General features: G+C 54.7%; 20 protein-coding genes. 10 read left to right on the top strand and 10 right to left on the bottom strand.

Going from position 1 to position 20854, the window contains the following annotated elements:
• Positions 1–8: 8 nt before the first annotated feature.
• From Pr1d_RS23320 to Pr1d_RS23350, 7 genes are all read left to right on the top strand, one after another.
• Complete coding sequence (locus Pr1d_RS23320; RefSeq protein ID WP_148075778.1) at positions 9–881, top strand: radical SAM protein; 873 nt, start codon at positions 9–11, stop codon at positions 879–881.
• Positions 882–1021: 140 nt separating this feature from the next.
• Positions 1022–2329 carry a UDP-glucose dehydrogenase family protein gene (locus tag Pr1d_RS23325; protein WP_148075779.1) on the top strand — a complete coding sequence of 436 codons (1308 nt, stop codon included), beginning with the start codon at positions 1022–1024 and terminating at the stop codon, positions 2327–2329.
• Positions 2330–2442: 113 nt separating this feature from the next.
• Positions 2443–4704 carry an NfeD family protein gene (locus tag Pr1d_RS23330; RefSeq protein ID WP_148075780.1) on the top strand — a complete coding sequence of 754 codons (2262 nt, stop codon included), beginning with the start codon at positions 2443–2445 and terminating at the stop codon, positions 4702–4704.
• Positions 4705–4876: 172 nt separating this feature from the next.
• Positions 4877–5458: an NfeD family protein gene (locus Pr1d_RS23335; protein WP_148075781.1), complete on the top strand. Its 582-nt coding sequence runs from the start codon at positions 4877–4879 to the stop codon at positions 5456–5458.
• Positions 5459–5598: 140 nt separating this feature from the next.
• Positions 5599–6672 (top strand): flotillin-like protein FloA, encoded by a 1074-nt coding sequence (gene floA, locus Pr1d_RS23340; protein ID WP_148075782.1) that lies wholly within the window; start codon positions 5599–5601, stop codon positions 6670–6672.
• A gap of 152 nt (positions 6673–6824) precedes the next feature.
• On the top strand, positions 6825–7424 hold the full coding sequence (locus tag Pr1d_RS23345; RefSeq protein WP_148075783.1) for a hypothetical protein: 600 nt from the start codon (positions 6825–6827) through the stop codon (positions 7422–7424).
• Positions 7425–7666: 242 nt separating this feature from the next.
• Complete coding sequence (locus Pr1d_RS23350) at positions 7667–8368, top strand: PEP-CTERM sorting domain-containing protein (protein ID WP_168205449.1); 702 nt, start codon at positions 7667–7669, stop codon at positions 8366–8368.
• Here the strand turns inward: Pr1d_RS23350 and Pr1d_RS23355 are convergent.
• From Pr1d_RS23355 to Pr1d_RS23375, 5 genes are all read right to left on the bottom strand, one after another.
• On the bottom strand, positions 8365–9576 hold the full coding sequence (locus Pr1d_RS23355; protein ID WP_148075785.1) for a GTPase: 1212 nt from the start codon (positions 9574–9576) through the stop codon (positions 8365–8367). The two genes, Pr1d_RS23350 and Pr1d_RS23355, sit on opposite strands and share 4 nt — an antisense overlap.
• Positions 9573–10421 (bottom strand): type III pantothenate kinase, encoded by an 849-nt coding sequence (locus tag Pr1d_RS23360; RefSeq protein WP_148075786.1) that lies wholly within the window; start codon positions 10419–10421, stop codon positions 9573–9575. The genes Pr1d_RS23355 and Pr1d_RS23360 overlap by 4 nt, the downstream gene beginning before the upstream one ends.
• Positions 10418–11467, bottom strand: coding sequence for a GTPase ObgE (obgE, locus tag Pr1d_RS23365; RefSeq protein WP_238476578.1), 1050 nt, complete (start codon positions 11465–11467; stop codon positions 10418–10420). Before obgE ends, Pr1d_RS23360 begins: the two co-directional genes overlap by 4 nt.
• A 68-nt stretch (positions 11468–11535) precedes the next feature.
• A complete protein-coding gene (rpmA, locus tag Pr1d_RS23370) occupies positions 11536–11784 on the bottom strand; it encodes a 50S ribosomal protein L27 (protein WP_148075787.1) in 249 nt (82 codons plus the stop codon).
• Positions 11785–11874: 90 nt separating this feature from the next.
• Positions 11875–12867 (bottom strand): hypothetical protein, encoded by a 993-nt coding sequence (locus Pr1d_RS23375; RefSeq protein ID WP_148075788.1) that lies wholly within the window; start codon positions 12865–12867, stop codon positions 11875–11877.
• 261 nt (positions 12868–13128) lie between these two features.
• Between Pr1d_RS23375 and Pr1d_RS23380 the strand changes: the two genes are divergently transcribed.
• Positions 13129–13509 carry a CoA-binding protein gene (locus tag Pr1d_RS23380; protein ID WP_148075789.1) on the top strand — a complete coding sequence of 127 codons (381 nt, stop codon included), beginning with the start codon at positions 13129–13131 and terminating at the stop codon, positions 13507–13509.
• A gap of 36 nt (positions 13510–13545) precedes the next feature.
• Here Pr1d_RS23380 and Pr1d_RS23385 read toward each other — a convergent pair whose 3' ends face one another.
• Positions 13546–15153 carry an ammonia-forming cytochrome c nitrite reductase subunit c552 gene (locus Pr1d_RS23385; RefSeq protein ID WP_148075790.1) on the bottom strand — a complete coding sequence of 536 codons (1608 nt, stop codon included), beginning with the start codon at positions 15151–15153 and terminating at the stop codon, positions 13546–13548.
• 57 nt (positions 15154–15210) lie between these two features.
• Positions 15211–15735 (bottom strand): cytochrome c nitrite reductase small subunit, encoded by a 525-nt coding sequence (gene nrfH, locus Pr1d_RS23390; protein ID WP_148075791.1) that lies wholly within the window; start codon positions 15733–15735, stop codon positions 15211–15213.
• 1315 nt (positions 15736–17050) lie between these two features.
• On the opposite strand from nrfH, the gene Pr1d_RS26150 reads away from it, so the two are divergent.
• Positions 17051–17242, top strand: a complete 192-nt coding sequence (locus Pr1d_RS26150; RefSeq protein WP_315853092.1) for a hypothetical protein — start codon at positions 17051–17053, stop codon at positions 17240–17242.
• On the opposite strand, the gene Pr1d_RS26425 is transcribed toward Pr1d_RS26150, so the two are convergent.
• The 3 genes from Pr1d_RS26425 to Pr1d_RS23415 form a co-directional block, all read right to left on the bottom strand.
• Positions 17152–18090 (bottom strand): SRPBCC family protein, encoded by a 939-nt coding sequence (locus tag Pr1d_RS26425; RefSeq protein ID WP_210417812.1) that lies wholly within the window; start codon positions 18088–18090, stop codon positions 17152–17154. The genes Pr1d_RS26150 and Pr1d_RS26425 overlap by 91 nt on opposite strands.
• A gap of 111 nt (positions 18091–18201) precedes the next feature.
• On the bottom strand, positions 18202–18798 hold the full coding sequence (locus Pr1d_RS23410; RefSeq protein WP_238476579.1) for a CIA30 family protein: 597 nt from the start codon (positions 18796–18798) through the stop codon (positions 18202–18204).
• A 901-nt stretch (positions 18799–19699) separates the two neighbouring features.
• Positions 19700–19975: a hypothetical protein gene (locus Pr1d_RS23415; RefSeq protein WP_148075792.1), complete on the bottom strand. Its 276-nt coding sequence runs from the start codon at positions 19973–19975 to the stop codon at positions 19700–19702.
• A 377-nt stretch (positions 19976–20352) separates the two neighbouring features.
• Here Pr1d_RS23415 and Pr1d_RS23420 point away from each other — a divergent pair, with 377 nt between their 5' ends.
• Positions 20353–20823 (top strand): Dps family protein, encoded by a 471-nt coding sequence (locus Pr1d_RS23420; protein WP_148075793.1) that lies wholly within the window; start codon positions 20353–20355, stop codon positions 20821–20823.
• Positions 20824–20854 lie beyond the last annotated feature (31 nt).

Below are 20854 nucleotides of genomic sequence, written 5' to 3' on the forward strand. Positions count from 1 at the left end.
TGGGAATTATGCCGACCCACCAACTTCACACACTGCACGATCGGTCTTTTGAGCACTACCGGTTCGTCTACCCCGTACTGAGTCGCCGGTCGCGAGGGATCTCGGTGGGGGTGAATCTGAACCCGGACAAGGTTTGCAATTTTGATTGCATCTATTGCCAGGTAGATCGAACCTCGCAGAGCGAAACCAAATTTGTGGAACTCGATGCCCTCGTGGGCGAGATACGAGAAGTGTTGGAGCTGGTCAAGTCCGGTGAGATCTACGAGTCGAGCAAGTTTCGCGACACACCGGCTGAGCTTCGGCGATTGAACGACATGGCGTTCTCCGGTGATGGCGAGCCGACCACCTATCGCAACTTTGACACTATTATCTCGACTTGTGCCGAACTCAAGCGCGAGTTGGGGCTCGATGCCGTGAAGATGGTGTTGATCACTAACGCAAGCATGTTCCATCGGCCACATGTGCAGCGCGGACTCGCGATTCTCGACGCCAACCAAGGAGAGATTTGGGCCAAGCTCGATGCGGGAACCGCAGAGTATTATCACAAGATCGAACGGACCTCGATTCCGTTTGAGCGGATTCTGGAGAATATCACTGCCGCAGCTCGTGTGAGGCCCCTGGTGATTCAGGCGCTGTTCATGAGGGTGGCTGGAGAAGGGCCGTCACAATCCGAAGTCGAGGCATTTTGCGACCGGTTGGGGGAAATTGTCGCGGCGGGCGGGGAGATTAGCTTGGTACAGGTCTACACGGTGGCCCGCCGACCGGCGGAGGATTTCGTGGGGGCGCTCTCCGATGCGGAAGTGGATGCGATTGCTCAGATGGTACGTGAGCGGGTGGGGTTACCGGCGGATGCGTTCTATGGGACGGTGGAAACTGTCTAAAATCGGGGGCGGAGGCGCCCCGGCTCCATCTTATGGGGTAGGTTTTCTTATCTCGCCTGGGCAATTATGCTGGGTGGTTCCCTGCTTCATGCAGTGGCAGTCTCAAGAACACAAACTTAATTAGAGTCGTCGAGAAATTCATGGAAATTGCGGTTGTAGGCACGGGCTATGTCGGTCTCGTTTCAGGGGCTTGCTTTGCTGACAGTGGAAATCACGTGACGTGCGTCGATATTGATGCTGCCAAGGTGGAAGCCCTCAGTCGGGGAGAAGTTCCTATCTACGAGCCTGGACTGGAGGAGATGGTCAAACACAACCTGTTGGTTCGGAGGTTGCAGTTCACGACCGATCTGATCGCAGCAATTAAGCCCGCGGAGGTTGTGTATCTGGCGGTGGGCACTCCCCAGGGTGACGATGGTGCAGCAGATCTGTCGGCCTTGTGGAAAGTGGTGACGGAAATTGCTCCACATCTTCGCGAGGATGCTGTGCTGGTGACTAAGAGCACCGTTCCTGTGGGAACCAATGCGCGTATCTATAGCATGCTCAAAGAACTTACGAGGCGAGAGTGCGAAGTCGCCAGCAATCCGGAGTTTCTCAAAGAGGGTGCGGCGATTGACGACTTTGTGAAACCGGATCGCGTGGTGGTTGGGGTGCGAAGCGAACGGGCAGCCGACATATTGCGGCAATTGTACGAACCATTCTTGCGAACCGAGAATCCCTTTTTGGTGATGACTCCCGAGAGTGCAGAGATGACCAAATATGTGGCCAACGCCCTGCTGGCTACCAAGATTAGCTTCATCAACGAGATGGCCAATCTGTGTGAACGGATGGGGGGAGATATTAATGACGTCCGACGCGGCATCGGTCACGATAGCCGCATTGGGTTTGCGTTTCTCTTTCCAGGTGTTGGCTACGGCGGAAGTTGCTTTCCCAAGGACGTGCGAGCGCTCTCCGCGATGGCTGAGGACTTGGGAGTGGAACCGCGGATTCTTCGCGCCGTCGATGCTGTTAACACCTCTCAGAAGCAGGTCATGATTGAGAAAGTCGATCAACACTTCGGCGGGAAACTCGCAGGCAAGACGATAGCCATCTGGGGACTCGCCTTCAAGCCGCGAACCGATGACATTCGCGAAGCACCGGCACTTGTGTTGATCGATCATCTTCTCGAGTCAGGTGCCAAGGTACAGGTGCATGACCCTGAGGCGATGGAGAATGTGAAGAAAGTGTACTGCGACAAAGTGACCTTTTGTGACTTGGAGATGCAGGCACTCGCCCAGGCCGATGCACTCTGCATCATGACCGAGTGGAATGACTACAAACGGCCCAATTGGGATGAGATGGCTAGTTTGCTGCGTTCGCCGGTAGTTTTCGATGGCCGGAATCTCTACGAACCAGAACGCATGCAGTCGCGGGGATTCACGTATTACAGCGTCGGTCGCCCCAAGGTGTAGTTATTTCTCGTTACCAGAGCCATTCGGACCGAATTCTTTTCCTCAGTCCGATAGAAACGTATAATTGGGTGCGAATTTGAGATAGGCCCCAATTCTTCCCAACGAGCAACAGCATGGCACCCGACCGACTGTCCGACTCGCCCGTGCGACGGCACTTCCGCCCGATACTTTGGTTTGGAGTATGGAGCTATTCATTCTGCCTCCTGACGGGAGCAAGCTGGGGAGCCTCGGATCCTACCGCACCACCGCCAGAAAGAACTGATCAACTGGCTGGGCTTGTGCGGGTCTATCTGCCCCTGACCGGAAGTGCCGATCAGGTATTGCAAAACACGATTCGGCGGCTGCGCGATCGATTGCTCGTGCAAGCCAAGGAGCAGAAGGATTCCCGGCGACCTCTACTCGTGCTTCAGCTCGACACCCAGCAGGTGGGTGAAGACGCCGGCGAGAGTCGGTTTGAGCGTGCCTTCTCGCTAGCGCGCTTTCTTTGTAGTCGAGAAATGGCTGGCGTGAAAACCGTGGCGTACGTTCCACACAACTTGAAGGGGCACGGTGTGTTGTTGGCCCTGGCGAGCGAAGAGATCGTGATGAGCGGCGACGCGACGATCGGTGCCGCCGGAGCCGATGAAGCAGCAGACGGTGCGATTCAGCAGACCCTGGTTTCTGCCTACCGAGAAATCGCCGAAACGCAACGGACGATTCCGGTTGCACTCGCCGTGGGGATGATCGATCCCCAAGTGGAAGTTTTGCAAGTCGAAGCAGAGGATGGCACACACTTCTTGCTCCAGGAAGAGTTCGACGAGTTCACCGCGAATCACGAAATCATCAATGAGAAAGTGCTGGTCCCGGAAGGAACACTCGCTGAGTTCGATGGACGAGAGGGGCGTCAATTTGGTTTTGTGAAATACCTGGCCTCCTCGCGGAAAGGTTTGGCGACGGCGCTGGATGTTTCCCTTGATTCGCTTGCCGAGGACGAAAGCCTGGCTGAGGATTGGCGACCCGTGGTGATTGACGTGACGGGCGAATTGACAGCACAAACTGCGAGTCGAGTCGAGACCCTCTTGGGGGTTTCCATAGAACAGCAAAATGCCAACTGGATCTGTATGCGGATCGACAGCTCTGGCGGCGATATCGAAGCGGGACTGCGAATTGCTTCCGCGCTGGCCCGACTGGATGCAAACTCTGTGCGGACCGTGGCCTATGTGCCCGCCGAGGCCACGGGTGCCGCGGCGTTGGTGGCTCTCGCCTGCGACCAATTGGCGATGGCCCCCACGGCAAGGCTCTCGTCGGTCACTGCGAAAGCAAAGAAGCCGGGAGATGCAGCGGCGCGGGAAAATGCAGCAGCCGTTCAATCTATTCGGCAATCGCTCTCGCAGCGCACCGACCATCCATGGTCGTTGCTCTCGGCGATGATTGACCCCACGATTGAGCTTGCCGAATATCAAAACAAGGAAACTGGTGATACACGGTTCTTATCCCCAGCCGAACTTCAAGAGATGGACGACGCGGCCGCTTGGCAACACCGCGATGACATCGAACTGGAGAAGGGAAGATTGAGCTTTGATGGACAGCAAGCACTCGAGCGTGGCGTCGCCTGGCGAACCGTAGATACGTTTGACGAACTAAAGCAGCCTTTTGGCTTGCAAGGAGAAATCTCCAATCCTCAACCCAATCTCGCCCTGGAGTTTATCGAGGCGTTGGCAACGCCCGAGTTGGCAATGATCTTGCTGATGGTGGGCTTTGCTGGGATCTATATCGAGCTGCGCACACCCGGTGTTGGCATTGGGGCTTTCATCGGTGCGGTGGCGCTCTTGCTCTTCTTTTGGAGTAAATATCTCAACGGCACCGCCGGCTGGCTTGAAGTTCTGCTGTTCGCCGGCGGCTTTTGCTTCGTCATGCTGGAATTCTTTGTGATCCCTGGCTTCGGCGTCTTCGGCTTGGGCGGTGGAGCAATGATGCTGGCCTCGTTAGTGCTGGCAAGTCTTACTTTTGTTCGGCCGCATAGTGAACCCGAAGTGGAAGAACTTTCTCGTTCGGTCGGAACGGTCGCCTTGGCGGGGCTGGGGATGATGGCCATTGTGCTGGTGACGCGGCGGTACCTGCCGCAGGCACCCTTGTTTCGGCAGATCGTTCTAGAGCCTCCACATGACGAGGAATTGGACGAACTGGGCATGCGCGAATCGTTGGCCGACTACGCAAACCTGATAGGGATGCAAGGCACCGCCGCGACCGACCTGCGACCTTCTGGCAAGGCGCGAATCAACCACGAGCTGATCGACGTGATCGCCGAAGGAGAACCACTGGATAATGGGACACCCATTGTTGTTGTCGAAGCCCGGGGATCGCGAGTGGTAGTGCAGGCTGCTGAGCAGAGCTGACCGCTCGTGGCATTAGAGCACTTCGAGCAGTAATGCCCAAAAGCGAGTTTTTCGCTGCAACTGCTAGAATGGAATAACCCAATTCCGAAAAAAATCGGGTTTTGCACCCCGGCCGCTTTTTCGGATAGAATATGGCGAGTGTTTTCTCGACGACTACGGAGACTCAACTCGCATGACTGGATTGGATCCGCTTACCTGGGCCGTCATTCTCTTGTTGCTGGGGTGCGCGCTGGTCGTGCTGGAAGTGTTTATTCCCTCCGGAGGGATCTTGGGGCTGCTTTCTGGGTTTGCGGTCTTGGCAAGCATTGTGTTTGCGTTTCGGAGTGACACGACTTCGGGGCTGCTGTTTATTCTTTGTGCATTGATAGCTGTACCCGCGATGCTGGGGCTGGCATTTAAGGTGTGGCCCTACACACCAATGGGACGAGCCTTTTTGGGGGAGCTTCCCAGTGAGGAGGAAGTCAAACCAGTTGACCAACGTAAAGAATTGGTTGGTCGTATGGGAATTGCAAAATCGCTGATGCTTCCCTCTGGGGTGGTCTTGGTGGATGGGAAAAGGCTTGATGCCATTTCGCAGGGAGATGCCATTGAAGCAGGCGAGTCAATCGTGGTGGCCGAGGTACGAGGGAACCGCGTCGTGGTTCGTCGTGCCGATCCGGATGAAGCTTCGCAGGTTCCCCAGGATCAACGGGATGTATTATCGCGTTCGTTGGATGAATTTGGATTGGAGGAAATTGATGATCCTGAACACTGACCAATTGCCACTAGGATTGCCTACTGAGTATTGATCATTGAGCATTTCCTCCACTGCGCTGACTTGCACTGACCTCTCTCACGCGGTACAAAGCGAGCAGAGAAACTCTGCCAAACTTCGAACAATCCAGGAACTTTTCCATGACTTGGCATTTACCCCACCTTCTGCCTGCTCCGCTGGCCCAGATATTGTTTGCCCTGTCTCCGACAGTTTGGCTGATCATCGGCTTTATTGGGCTTGTGGTGTTCCTGGTGTTGTTTGCAATCTTCGCTCGCTATGCGCGGTTGTGGATTCAGTCGATCAGCACCGGCGCTCGAGTGGGTATCTTCGACTTATTGCGAATGACTTTTCGCAAAGTGAATCCTACTGTCATTTTGCGCAGCAAGATCATGGCCACCCAGGCGGGAATCACTGAGGAAGATGGCGTGACGACCAAAGCCCTTGAGTCGCACTACCTGTCGGGTGGCAACGTGCCGCTGGTGATTCGCGCGATGATCGCGGCTCGCAAGGCGAAAATTGTTGACCTCGATTTCAAGAAAGCCACGGCCATTGACCTGGCAGGCCGCAATATTCTCGAAGCGGTGCAGACTAGTGTCTATCCCCGCGTGATTGATTGCCCAGGTCGACAATCGAAGCGCCCTACGCTCGACGCCATCGCCAAGAACGGGATTCAACTCAAGGTTAAGGCACGTGTCACTGTGCGGGCAAATCTCAATCAATTGATTGGTGGCGCTGGCGAAGAGACTATCGTTGCGCGAGTTGGCGAGGGTATTGTTAGCGCTATCGGCTCGGCCGATACCCACGCCCATGTACTCGAAAATCCGGACCGCATTTCCAAGGCGGTGCTCGCCCGCAAGTTGGATTCACAAACGGCTTTCGAAATCGTGTCTATTGATATCGCAGATATCGATGTGGGTGATAACATTGGAGCCCGTTTACAAGCGGACCAGGCCGAGGCCGATACGCGTGTGGCTCGTGCTGCGGCAGAGGGTCGCCGAGCGATGGCGGTTTCGCAAGAGCAGGAAAACATCGCCATGATCGAAGAAAATCGGGCCCATTTGGTCGAGTCAGAAGCGGCAGTTCCTAAGGCAATGGCCGAGGCTTTCCGCAATGGCCGACTCGGTATACTGGACTACTACAAACTGAAGAATGTGCAAGCGGATACCGACATGCGGGAATCGATCGCCGGGGTTGGGTCCTCGCGTCGGGAATGATTTGGCTCAAGCTGGAGCAAATCTTAAATAATAAAATCCAGCTTAGCTGGTGGTAACAACTCTAAGATATTTCTCGCAGAGACACAGAGTCGCAGAGAAAAAGATTTTTTCTTCCCTGCTGTCTCAGCGAGAGAAGCTAAACTGTCCATACCATGAATCATCTCTCACTGTTACTCGCTGCTCAGGGTTGGGGAGAACTGATCGTCGTGCTCATCTTCTTCATGATCTCGGCGCTCGGGCAACTGCTCTCTGCCAAGAACAAGCCTAAGCGACCGCGACCACCGCGACCGCAGAAGGAGGGGGTTCCCAACAAGGGTCAGGAGGTCGCTGATAAACTCCGTGGGGAAGTGGAAGATTTCCTGCGCGAGATGCAAGGCAAACCTCCCAAAAAGAAGTCACCGAAACCCAAGCCAGTCGTCCTCAAAGTGGAGCAACCGGTTGTCGCAGAAAAAGTCACGGACATGCGGCAAGAGAGTGTTCGGGATCACGTTTCGAAGCACCTCAACACTGCCGACATCGCACAACAAGTGGCCAAGCTAGGTGATGATGTAGAGTATGCTGATGAACGATTGGAGCAGCATCTGCACGAACGGTTTGACCACAAGGTGGGATCGTTAGAACGAAGAGTTCAGCCCGTGGAAGAGATTTTGAAGGACTCGCGAGCCCAAGATATCGCTCAGATGTTACGCAGTCCCGCAGGGATGCGGCAGGCGATTATTGCGAGTGAGATTCTGCGCCGGCCTGAGATCTGAGTTTTTTGCCTTTCCAATTTACTTTGTTCGCGTGCACGCAAACGACGTAATCAATGATAGACAAAGCATTTATGTAAACGCCCTAGTCTATCCCTAACGAAACCAATTCCGTTATTCGCTTGCCCCCCATTAGGACTAGGGTAAATGATCTTGTTGGAATTCTCTGGCATTCGGAGTGCGATCAATTTAGAATGTGCAAGAAGGTGCCCTTGTCTTTGGAATCTTTTTTTGGAGGAGAACTAATGCGTAAGATCATGCAGAGCTTTTTTTCTGGTGGGCTCTCCCTCGCACTTGTTGGCTCGTTGCTGCTTTGTTTGACGGCGACTGCTTCGGCTGGCACCGTGATTGGGGTGTCCCAGGATCCACCTCCTCCCATGGGTCCCTTCGTTGGCGACAACGAAAACGAAGATATGATCATGGTCGGTGATCCATCAAATCCGATCCCCATCACACCGGATCCGGAGACGGACAACCCCTGGATGAAACAGTTTATCATCAACCGCGATGGTCAAGGCTGGTCTACAAGTGGCCCCGGATCGATGGTCAGTGTCATGGAGTTCATCACCCTTGGCCCCCCTACTTCATCGCATCCCGTAACAATCGTTGACTGGCACGAAGACATCGACCCAACTGTGGGCGATGGCGGTCTTTTTAAGTGGGCTGGTGGTGTGATTGAAACTCCGGTTGGTGCGTTCCCAGGAATGACCAGTACCGATGGCCTATCGATCTGGTTTGAATTCCCTCCACTTCCTCCGGGCGCCGTGTTCAAAATCACCAAGAACTTGATGTTTAATGGTAGTGGCCCGATCACGCCGGGGCCAAACGGGGAAAACGATTACCTCATTAAGGTCAACGAGCGGCCTTCGATTCCCGAACCAAGCTCGTTGCTACTCGGCGGATTGGCGTTGCTCGGCGCGGTCGGCTTTCGGCGGCGTCAGATTTAGATCGGCTTTGTATCTAATTCTGAGTACAATCCGGGATGAAGCAACTCGTTAAGCGGGGCTAAGGCATCTGCTGCGTCTCCTTGCTCGCAAGCTGTTGCCGCCGCTCGCAAGAAACCTGCTTGCCTAGTGGTAAACGGAACCGCTGCCCCAGGTGCGGGAGGCTCGGGAACTAACTGCTTAACGATTGCCGATAGGAGCTGATCGATCCCCTGACCCGTTAGCGTGCTGGTAGCGAGTAGCTTGGGTGGTACATCGTGTCCTGCGAGATCCGACTTATTGAGTACCAAGAGTTGCCGGCTGGGAAGAACGAGGCTTAGTTCCACCGCTCGTTGGCTCAGGATCTCGGTTCTGGTCGGCAGTGATTGGAAATCAATAGTCGAAGCGTCCTCAACCCAAATAACCATGTCGGCACGTACCAATTGACTGCGGGCTTGCTCAATACCGGCGGCTTCAAGGGTATCGGTCGTAGAATGTAGCCCGGCGGTGTCGCTCAGTTGCACGGGCCAACCGTCAATGACGGTGGTCGTACTGACTACATCACGGGTGGTTCCAGGCTGGTCGAAGACTATCGCGCGGCGGTATCCGACCAACGCATTAATGAGGCTGCTCTTGCCGACATTCGGCCTCCCGGCGATGACGACTTGCCAGGGTTCGGTCAAATGTAATCCACAAGGTACGCGGGCAAGGAGTCTTTCGATGCGGATAGCGGCATCGGAAGACTCTCCAGTCTGGATTGCGGCATGGATTTCCTTAGTTTCACGGCGCAGGGCTCCGTGAAACTGATCCAGCAGAATCAGAGCGGTGCGAATCGAGGTTGCTCCGGCCATGGCGATCTGTGCTTCGGCGACGAGTGGACAATGTTGTTGACGAGTAACCCATACTTTCCATTCAATTTCATGGCAACCCATATCAACAAGCCGATCTACTACGGCCAACACGGATTGGGTACCACCATGGCAATGCACTTCGATCACGTCTTCTTTCCGGCGGCAGACCACCAAGTCCTCTCCATCGATGCTGCCCCAGTGACCATAGACAATGCGATTTAAAGGTTGCTGATCTAAAGTTCGACCATTCTTTGCCAGGAAACAACTGTTGACGACTGTCACAGCGTCGGGACCTTTCACGGCTACCACGGCCACGGCTCCGCGGCCGGTGGGGGTCAGCACACTGACGCACGTTTGGTTGTCACCAACTGGGCGAGTCACCGTTTCGCCTCACTCACGATAGCGATCCCTGCGAGAATGAGATGTGAGATATGACGTACGGGTCCCGTGCTTTCGCTGAGTGCGTCCAGGACCATCGGCGCATCGCCGCCGGTTAGAAAGAGTTGAGGGGTGCCTTCCGAAAGTTCGGTGTACTTCTCGATCAATTTCTCCAGAGCACCAATCAGGCCCCAAGTGAGTCCCGCTGCGATGGCTTCGGTGGTGCATTTGCCCAAGTCGTGCTCAGGAAGTTGGATGTTATCCGAGGAAAGGAGTGGTAGTGAACTGGTACCCCCATGCAGGGCGGCAGCGGCGAGGGACCAGCCAGGTAGGATTGCTCCACCGAGAAAGACTCCGTGATGACTTATGAGATCGACCGTGACTGCGGTTCCCAGATCCATCACGATGGCCGACCGGTCAGCATTGCGAACTCGATTCACGGCTACTGCGCTGAGCAATCGATCGATGCCAACACGATTGGGTTCTATTACTTGAACCTCCAGTGACAAATCACCAGAGGTCAGCACCTTCACAGAAGAAAAACCGTGCTGGGCTAGTATCTCCGCGACCGACTTTGTTGCTTCGGGGCTTACTGAGGAGAGGGCAACCTGAGTCTGCTGAACTTCCAGCTGCGTAAGCCACTCGGCAATTTGCTCAGCCAGTTCGTCCGGGGGCACGTCTCGATGTCGGCAAGCAAACGTCTCGTCGGGCAGAGGCAGCTGGGGACTAGCAATTGGTAAGGTACTCGTTACAGGGTCATTCAAACAGGCAATCTCAGCAGGAAACCAGCCGAATTTCACGCGGCTAGTGCCGACGTCCACCGCCAACAGATCCGCCGTTTCGCTCATGTGGTTTGCCGTGTTTCCCCCAGAATGGTATACGCCTTGCGAACCAATTCGCTCAAGCCTTGACCAGTGACTGAGGAGAATAGCATCACTGGCTTGCCGATCGTCTGCTCTAAATCACTGCGAACTTCTTCAGCCCCCGGTAGTTCCGCCTTGCTGATAGCAACGATCTCAGGGCGATTGGCCAGGTCAATATCATACTTCTCTACTTCCGAGCGGATGGCATGGTAGTTTTCGATAGGGTCGGTCCCGTCCATGGGCATCGGCTCGATAAGATGGACCAACACTCGGGTACGTTCCACATGGCGGAGAAATTCGTGGCCCAAGCCGGCACCAGAGTGGGCCCCCTCGATCAGTCCGGGAATGTCGGCCATCACCAGGGCATGGTCGATGTCGACTTGCACGATTCCCAGGTTCGGAATCTTGGTCGTGAACGGATAGTCGGCGATCTCAGGTCGGGCACGCGAGACACGGCTGAGCAGAGTGCTTTTGCCGGCATTGGGCTTTCCCAGCAGCCCCACGTCGGCAATCACTTTTAGTTCGAAGGTAATCCGGCGGCCTTCGCCAGGGCCACCGCGGGTGTGCTCTCGGGGAACTTGGTTGGTGGAGGACTTGAATCGTGTGTTCCCCTTGCCACCCTTTCCACCGCGGGCAGCAATCACCTGTTCCCCCGCAGCTTCCAGATCCTTGAGCACAAAATCGTGGTCGGCGTCGATCACGACCGTCCCCGGCGGGACAAGAATCGTGAGATCGTCGGCGTTGGCACCGTGGCAATTCTTACTGCCTCCAGGCGTGCCACTGCGGGCATGCCAATGCTTGCGATGCACAAGCATCTGGAGACTATCGACCCCTGCTTCGGCAACTACGATCACACTGCCACCGTGCCCCCCATCCCCCCCATCGGGTCCGCCACGAGGGACGTATTTTTCACGTCGAAAGCTGACGCAGCCGTCACCTCCTTTGCCAGCCTCAACTTCAACGGTAACACGATCGACAAACATGGCGGGGAAGTGAGTAAGTACGAGGGGAAATGAAAAAGGGATGCACACTGCTGCGCATCCCTTGCTGAATTTCAATGCTTCATGTCATTCCCACCCTGTGGGAAAGACAGAAATGCCTAGGCAACGGGTATCACGTTGATCCGTCGACCTTCGCGGTCGAACATGACTTGACCTTCAATCAAGGCAAACAAGGTAAAATCTTTTCCTTGGCCCACGCCCTTGCCGGGGTGGAACTTGTTGCCGAGTTGACGAACGAGAATGTTGCCGGGAATGACGTTTTCGCCGCCGTAGCGCTTCACACCGCGGCGTTGTCCGTTGGAATCACGACCGTTGCGGCTGGAGCCTTGTCCTTTTTTATGAGCCATGGCACTAGTGGGGGTTCGAGGGGTTGTCTGGTGGAAGTCGCACGCGGAGCAACACAGTTTGCTTCTCCGGCGACCGGTAGCCCGTCGATTCTACCGGTAAATCCACTGATAGGCAACGCCTTCGGGAGTGCCATAATACCCGGCATATCCGGGGGCTGATCCGAAGCGGATTTCGTTCTCATGCTCGGCGTAGGAGTCGCCGGGACGCCAGAAATTCAGCTGCAGGACCTTCCGCTGGAACTTTCTCCCCGTGCCAGGGGCAGATCCAACCTCGAAATCAGCCGCATCCTCCCATTGGTAGGCGTTGGTGAGGCCCCGCACGTAGATAGCCAGAAAATCAATCTCGGGGTCTACATCTTCCCAAGTGGCCACTCCCCAGAGGCCGCCGACTGCCCTGCCCTCTTCCGGCTCTAAGAGTTGTTCAGAGATTTCCACATTGTTCAGGAGTTGTCCACCGGGGAGCTCGCGACGGGCGATCGCTGTAACAGCCGACGGTAGAATCCGGTCCAGGTAAGACTTTCGGACCGGATCGCCTTCGGCGTTGCGATCTAAACTGTTCAGAAAGAATTGAGGAATGAATCGCTGTGGTCCCAGCGATTGCTTGACCGTGGTGAACGTGCCATTCTCCTCGCGTTCTGGCACAAGTCCCGCCCCTGTATTGCGGACGCGGTAGACCATGTACCAAATCAGCTTGCGCTGCATTTTCATATTGGGCTGGGGAATATCGACGTACATCATTCGCAGTGGCTTGAAGGAGAACTCCAGGCACCAGATGCTCTGACGGAACTCGGCGTCCTCGGCAATCTCAAAAAGCGTGCGGCTTTCGGAGAGTAGATTGGGTGTGCGCTGAAGACCTTTGTCAGCACGGATCTCTACCATGTCGTGTACATTGACGGTGTCGGCCGGCTCCAAGTTGGGCTCAATCGTAGTGAGCACTCCCGGCGCGAAACGGGGTCCCGCGGAGGCCGCCTCGTCTGCTTCTTGAGCAATGAGCAAATTGCTCCATGAGAAAGTAACCACGAGAGCGAGGGCCACCAAGCGCGAACCGGTCAACCATCGTGATGTCAAATTCGCGCTAAACATAGTTTCTCTGTTCGTCGAAGACTGGATTTGCCGGCAGGCGTTAAGATGCCGAAAGGGGCTCCCTTTAAGTATAATTGGCCCGCTACGGGACAGCAAATATTTGCGTTATTTTAGCGGGAATCGGCGGATATCCGGTTGCTGACGGTTTGCGCGGAAATACCAGCCAATGTCGATCTACGAAGCGGTTCCCTACTCCATCGCTCCGATTCGATCTATACTGTTTGCCAAACTCGAAAACTATCCTTTCATGAGGGTCGCCCCATGTCTCGCCCTACCGTCGCTATTATCGGTGCCAGTGCCGACCGCAGTAAGTTCGGCAACAAATCGGTTCGTGCCCATCAGGCCCAAGGGTATGAAGTGTTTCCGATCAACCCCAAGGGGGGCGAAATCGAAGGGCTGACCGTTTACACGTCGCTGGCCGAGGTCCCCGCCGAGCGGCTTACTCGGGTGAGTCTCTATGTGCCCCCCGCGGTCGGGATCAACCTTCTCGCGGAGATCGCCACCAAAGGCTGCGACGAGTTGTGGCTCAATCCGGGAAGCGAGAGCGACGAACTGGTCGCTGCCGCCAAGGAGATGGGGCTCGAACCGATCGTGGCGTGTAGCATTGTTGATCTGGGGGTCAGTCCTGGGGAGTTGGGGTAAGTGAGTGTCGATTGATTGCTTTTCATTTCCCCTGAGTCAGCTCTTCGGCTTGGTGACTCCTTGCACTTCTTCCACGGGCAAATCTTCAGTACTCGGTGCCTCAGGTGCACGCAGCCTCAGAGCAGCCGCTTGTGCCTGGCGACTGTAATCAATTGACTCACCAAGGATCCGTGCCGCTTCCTGGTCGGCGTGGAACCCTCGCGAATTTTCGCTGCTAATGTAGTCAAGGCGCCACATCGCCTTGCGCTGCAAGACGTAGACATCCTTCAGCGACTCCTCATCCGCACCTGCCGCTTTGGCCTCCTTGATCGCGTCGACCATTTCGGTCATGGCAGCGCCAGCTCGCTCTAGCAGAGCCTGATTCCGCTCCTGGATGGTTTCGATGCGTCCTGCCAACTCGGCTTCGCTTTGGTGGTGGCAGTTCTGACAGGAAGCATTGATATTGAGCAGCGGGGAACGCACGTTGTGACTGCTCAGCTTGGCTGCTCCCACGCGCTGGTAAGGCATATGGCAGTCCGCGCAGCTAACACCGCTGCGGGCATGAATGCCCTGGCTCCACAACTCAAACTCGGGATGCTGCACCTTGTAGGTCTTCGCACCGGTCTCGCCATGCACATAGTCGAAGAACTCACTGCCATCGGGAAACGTGGTTTCCTCCCAGGTGCGTTCTTCGTCTTCCATTCGCAGACCGTTCTTCCAGGGGAAGGTGAGCGTCATCTTATTGGCACAGTAGTATTCCACGTGGCACTGTCCGCAGACGAAGGACCGCATTTCCTGGCGGCTGGCGTGCACATTCGGATCGTAGGGCACATCGCGGTTGCCGTTGCGCCACTTGTCGATACTTGGCAGGTGAGGCGCCGGAGCGTCTCCCTCGGCAAGGTCACGAATGCCGTTGATGAACCCGGGGCGGGTTACACGGATCTCCATCGTTTTGGGATCGTGGCAATCGATACAGGTAACCGGGTGCGCCTCACCAATCTCCGGGTGGTCTTCGGGAACCGGCTTACCGGCGAACTCACCTTCAAACCCACCTACAGGCGCTTGCGGAAAGACCGGTTTGTTTTCTTCCGGGGTACCGTCCGGCGTCTGTTTGAGCATCGCGAGCACCTCTTCGTAGGATTTCGTGCTGAGCTGCTCGAAGCCTTTCTGCACCGCCTCCATATTGAAGCCAGCTGACAAGGCTTCGTCGCTGCTGTCCTTGTCCAGTGCTTCGAGCCCCACTTTGCGGTAAAGAACCGACGTCGATCCGTGGCAATGTAAACATGCGCCCGCTTGTGGCTTCTTTGTGACACGCTCGGTGACACCTTGGTCGTAGAGCATATAGGCGTGGCCGCGGGCTTCGCGGTAATCTATGCTGAAGGCGTATCCGGCATAGAGCCGCTTGAGCCAGGGCTGCTTCTCCAACTTCGACTGTGGCATCGCGCTCGACCCGCCGTAGAACTTATCGCCGGCGGTGGACTTCCAGCCATCGAATTGATGAGGCCAGTTGCGTCCCCAAGGCTCGGGATCGACCGAGATCTCATTGAGATCGACGACCCGCACGTAGGGATCGCGAGCTTCTTGCTTGCGGGCAAGCATTGTAATTAAGACCCATGCAACGAGCGCGGTTCCGATTGCGGCGGCAAGAAACGTGAGCAGAAGCATTCGAACTCCACCTTGCCGTGGAGAATACAATTTACGGAATAGATCGACATACATTCTTCAATATCCTTCGTAGCGCCTGGGAGCGACGGATTGGGCGTGACCCACACTTTGGTGACAATGAACGCAACTGAGCATGTCGCCACCTTTTTCGACTGGCAGCATGTGATTCACAAGATCCGTGTGACAGTGCAGGCAGGCCGCTTGAACAACGTTGCTGTTGCGTTCTTTGATTTGAATCGGGTCCTTAAACTCCCCTGTCGTGAATGCCAGGGAATGAAAGAAACCGTTGTCGGCTTTCGTCCAGTATTTGGCTAACAGATTGTCGTGCGGCGTGTGACAGTCATTGCAACCAGCGACCGCATGATGACTGGACTTCAGCCAGGAGTCATACGACTCCTGCATTACGTGGCAGTTGGCACAGCTCTGCGGGTCGTTGCCAAGGTACGCGTACCCCTCGCCGTATCCGAAAGTGAAGACACCCAAACCGCCAAAGATGCCGAGAGACAAGGCCGCCAACAATGGCAGGATCCAGCCAGTCGCCCACTTCCGCTCGCTCGATGTATCGGCAAGGTGACTTGCCATGGCGACTTTCTTCCTAAATCAGACTGCCAGATGAGATTAGTACTTCTATGGATGATAGAGTATCAAGATTTTCTGGCAATGAGCAAGTAATCCACTTCACCCGCCCCTAGCACAAACTTTTGTCGCAGGAGCAGCATGCGAAAAACAAAATACAAAACTCGGCGACAATTTGTTGTTTTCCAGCGGTTTGGTAAAGATTTTGAAATAGTTTTGCAAACAAAACCCTCCTTCGAAATACAAAAGGCGAACAACCTTGGCCCCGTAGAGACGGATCTCTAGCCGCTTCGCTCGAGTCGAATTACTCTCTCGGGCAAACAAACTACCGAAAATCTTATCAACGATCAGCGCAGCACAAAGCCACAGGACAGCGACTCTTTTCGTGCTGCCGTGCTTTCGCCATTATAAGGAAATAAGAGGCGGAGGTTAGGTTCGATTTTTGTGCCAATCGAATATGGTCGCGCAGCAACGATTGGCTAGCCGTAAACGCAAGTGACGGGAAGAGGAGCTAGGCACTGGTTACTGGGCGCTAGTCAGTAGGATTGAAAGTAAGATATTTAAACGCAGAGGCGCGGAGGTACGACGGGGGGGCTGGGGGACAGGCAAAGAGGTTAGTGACGATTCTTGAGTATCGATCATCAGACAAGTTGAGTTTCGCTTGCCAACTCGTTCCGAGGCTCTGCCTCGGAACGCACTGCACGTGAGGCTCCGCCTCTCTTCAAATGCATCTGTCGCGTCGCATCAGGTGCGAGTCGGAAGGATTAATATAACCGCGGAGGCGCGGGGTGCGCAGAGGAACAATGAGTCACGAATTGCCAACCTTCAACAGTCGTTGGCTTTTTTCAACGATCAATGTGAAGACGCTACTTCAGAGGTCTCCCTCACCGCCTGCAATTGCGCGAAATGCTATTTGGCGTCGGTTGGTCCATCCTCGCTCAGTTAGCGACGGGACGAATTGCAGTCGGTCTGTTCACCTCCAGCATTTGAGGGAGTATTCGATTCCGGCCTGGCAACGACAGAATCGTAAGGTCGGATTCCTGCTTGGAACGTGTTCACGTCATCAGGCCAAATAGACTTTTAGCCTACCGGCGACCATTCAAGGCCGTATTGCACGCCTGATGCAGACTGTTCCTACTAAACCGAAGATCGCCAGGGCCGCTGTCGATGGTTCGGGAAAATTGGACGGACTCGACTGCTCCTCACGAAGCCCAGTTGTGAAGAAGCCCCGACGTATGGCCAAGCAAAAATCTGCGAAGAAGCAATCCGCCAACGGGGCCAACCTGGGTTTGAGCAAACTCTCTGGGCGGCGGCCGATAAGATGCGGAACAACATGGATGCGGCCGAGTATAGTCACGTCGTGCTGGGGCTCGTCTTTCTCAAATACCGCCAGCCCCGCAGCGACAATCAGCTTTTTCATGTTCATCCCTCTCCTGACAACAAGCGTTCTCCGGTCGTAGGTGAACTGGATTCCCATACCCCCGATTCTACTAGGCTGCGGGTTGTTTTGTGACGATAGTCGAACATTCGTTCCAGCTTGCGGCGAACGAACCATCCCCCTAACCAGTCGCCCAGTGGCCACAATGGGACCTGATATTCCACCTCATCCCGCAGCAAGGTTCCCTCTCCATCGTCGAGGATGTGATGCCGATGATACCACCAAGCGAACGGGCCCGACTCTTGCCGATCGGCAAACAGGTGCGGTGGTTCGTACTCGGTGTGGATTGCTACCCAACTAACGGGAATTGGTCCGACGTTCCCTCGCAACACCACCCGACTGCCAGGAAGCAGAGAACCAGCGCTCTCGCTCACCTGCATCTTTTCCCATGGCGGGATCAAACTCCGCAATGCTTCGGCGCTTTCGTGAAAGCGAAACACTTGCTCTGAGGAAGCATTGATCCGAGACTCCCAGCGAAAGTGACTCAAGCTCGCTGCATTGGGTCGCCGCTCGCTCTTGTGAGCTCGGGCTGCGTCCAAAAGAATCAGGCCAAACGGAATCCACCACACGAGATCGTTGGTCAGGATGGTCAGCCCAAAGAGCGGGGGAAATGTTCCACGCCATAAGGCCCCCAGGAATCCGATTGGACCAAAGATTTTGCCTAGCAGCCCGACGAGCACTATTGGCCAGTGACGTCGTGGGTTCCCCGCGGCAATCAAATAGCCGATTCCGTAGACCCCAACGATCATCCCCACGCACTGCCAAATCTCAGGGTAATTGACCCGCTCGACGCCGGTAAGATCAAACAGCAAGTGCGGAAAAGCAATCGTGAGCGCGCCCCACACGAGATTATAAATTCCCGCAGCACAGAGCCAGTAGCTTGCCCACACGGGGGCACCATCTTCGTTTATGCAAGTTGGCATGAAGTTTTCCAAGGATCAGGCAAATCAGTAGGCGAAACGCTTAGTTTGCGAATTTCGATACGTGACTCATTCTCCGGGACAATAGAGTCTTCCCGAGCTAGTCAATGATACTTACTCTTCAGAATCCTTCTCGGCAAGCTTCGAGCCTCTCTTCACCTTGATCCACTCGATTTCGAGCTTAAAGGGACCTGCCTTGTCGTCACCCAGCAGGACACCTATTCCGTTTACTTCCGAAGGATCGAGCGTCTGGTTTGGCACAATTCGACCAAAGGAGGTTGCCACGAACTTATCCAATGGCAATTCCACTTCCGTCCATTGATCTTTCTTGGTCGTAAAGGGGGATCGGTAAGAGAATGCCGTCCTTCGTCTAGGCGTATAGAGGTTTAAGCTGTACTCCCGACCGTCACCTCGGATCCGTGCCAGGAGTACATCACCCTTCATAAGATCAAGCTTGGTTCCAATAGAACGAACTGAAGCAAAGCCTCCATTGTTTTCTAGCGACAGCGTTCCATAGAACTCCATGTTTCCGTCTGCATTGATCTTGAAGCGGCCATCAGAGCGGCCTCCCATCACGCCATCGTTGACTGTCTGCCATGTCTTAGGGGCGTCGGGCTTGTCAAATGTGAACAGAATTCGGGACTGTTCTTCCGCTTTCACCAATGAATTTATCATCATGAATACCATTAAAATGAGTCTCTTGTATTTCATGATAATTTTTCCCTCAACAATGGTGTATCGAACTATCAATAGGTCTTACTCAATCGTATGTCGCATTACCAGCTGTTGGCAATTAATTGATTTCAATCTCCACGCAGCAGTGGTCACTCGGCCCCATTGATCTGGTTCGTTGAGGACTCTCACTCGCATTAGGTCGGACATATTCTTCGAGGCAAATATATAGTCGTGCTGTCGACTCGCAGTAGCAGGCGTCTGGCGCATTGTCCTAAAAATCGATTTAGCTACTTGGGTACGATGAAGACGGCTTCGATTCTTCCCAGAAACTTGCAGAAATCATCAGGCATCATAACCACTTTTCGTAAGTCGGGCCGACTTGGCAGAAGGTCACCAGGAAAAGGAACGGGGAACCCGCTAACGAGGCTTGCAATTCACGGCGAACACTCAATGTTTCAGGCATTATACACGTAGTCCACATCTCCGGGAGGAGCTGACGCACTTGGAGTGTCCTGCTTGGTTCCAATGGGGAATCGTCCAATTAGACAGAGCAATTCCTTGCGGCAGATCTAACGCTAAAGCCGCTCATGCCAAAACGGTGGGTTGATGGTGGTGTTGTTCGGTGTTGATGAGTCCTTGAGACTCTACGATCTCAGCGGTGGCGTCGACCAATGGACCCCTATTGGTTCCTCCAAGCGGCACAAGTGGGTTTCTTCTCCGAGGGCTTAGCGCTGACATAACTACAACGGTGATTTTCACCGACGTCAGTTCCAGAGTGCTGCTCTGGACCGAGAATGGTCCAACTTCAGCAGTTTCGACTAAGCGAAGTTTGCGGGCGGTCGTGCTGACCCATGCAAGTATCGCTCGTAAAACATGCCAGCCGTCTGCGAAATGTCGATTGGTGAAAACCTTAGCTCCGGGAGAGACTACTTAAGTCTCAGCTGTTGGCAGAGTTGATCTTTATTGCGTATTCGAATGCAGACTCACCGCTGAGCTGCAAGCCATCGCTATTGTAGTCGCTGAGCGTCCCGCCCAGGGCGCGAAACTCGCCGCCCGCCGACACCCCCAGAATCGTGTCGATCGTCAGTTCGCCGCCGAGCAGGTAGGTCACAGTGCCGTCCTGCTGGCTGAGCGTGGCCACGGTCAAGTCGGCCGTCAAGTTTAACTTGCCGCCCGAGTCACTTTCTGTATCTCCCATACCGTCAGTCGACAAGAATCTGTTCTCGGCTCGGACTCTCTGAGCGTCGAGGATTTGCCCTGCAACTGTCCGGAAAGCCGAAGGTCTTGGTAAGCACCGCCTGCATCGCTGAGCTTTGTGGGCTTGCCGAAATCCTGCATTTCCTGGTTGAACTTTTTTCGTTGACAGACTTGTCAAACGTCGTCACGCGCCTAGAGTGCTCATGCTAGAAGTTTGAGCTGCCGGCTCTACAGGGATAGCGGCCGAAGCAAAAAACATTTGCTCGGCCGACAAGAGGTCCTGGGTAGCTAGGCCAGACAGACACACCGCAGCGTTTTTAGGCAGTTTAGCAACACTCTGTGCCTTCGCGATACTCATTTTTTGTAAAACATTACAAGACAAGGAGCCAATTTATGAAATTTAAGCGGCATATGCTTAATGCAGAGACGACTGATAAAGTCGTAGGCTGCCTGCAACAGCGACTTATTGAACTCATCGATCTTGCATTGCAGCTCAAGCAAGCTCATTGGTGCGTTGTCGGAAACAATTTCCGCGCCGTCCATTTGCAGCTAGATGAAATCATTCTCGCAGTAAGAGACGCTAGCGACGAGGTCGCCGAACGCCTTTCGACAATCGGCGTGGCCCCCGATGGACGCGCAAACACTGTAGCGAATGGCTCGCAACTGACTGATCTCTCGCGTGAGTTTGAGAGCGTGTCTAACACCGTGACGACGGTCGCTGACCGCATGGATAAGACTATCCAAGGGCTGCGAGACTCAATTGGCAAATTGGGGGAGCTCGATCCCATTAGCGAAGACATGCTCATCGCTATTACCAGCGGGCTAGAGAAACATCTATGGATGGTCCAAGCACAGGAAGCATGAGCTGTTCGAGCAGCTTCAAACCTGTCGTTCC

This window comes from Bythopirellula goksoeyrii (assembly GCF_008065115.1).
Classification (GTDB): Bacteria; Planctomycetota; Planctomycetia; order Pirellulales; family Lacipirellulaceae; genus Bythopirellula; species Bythopirellula goksoeyrii.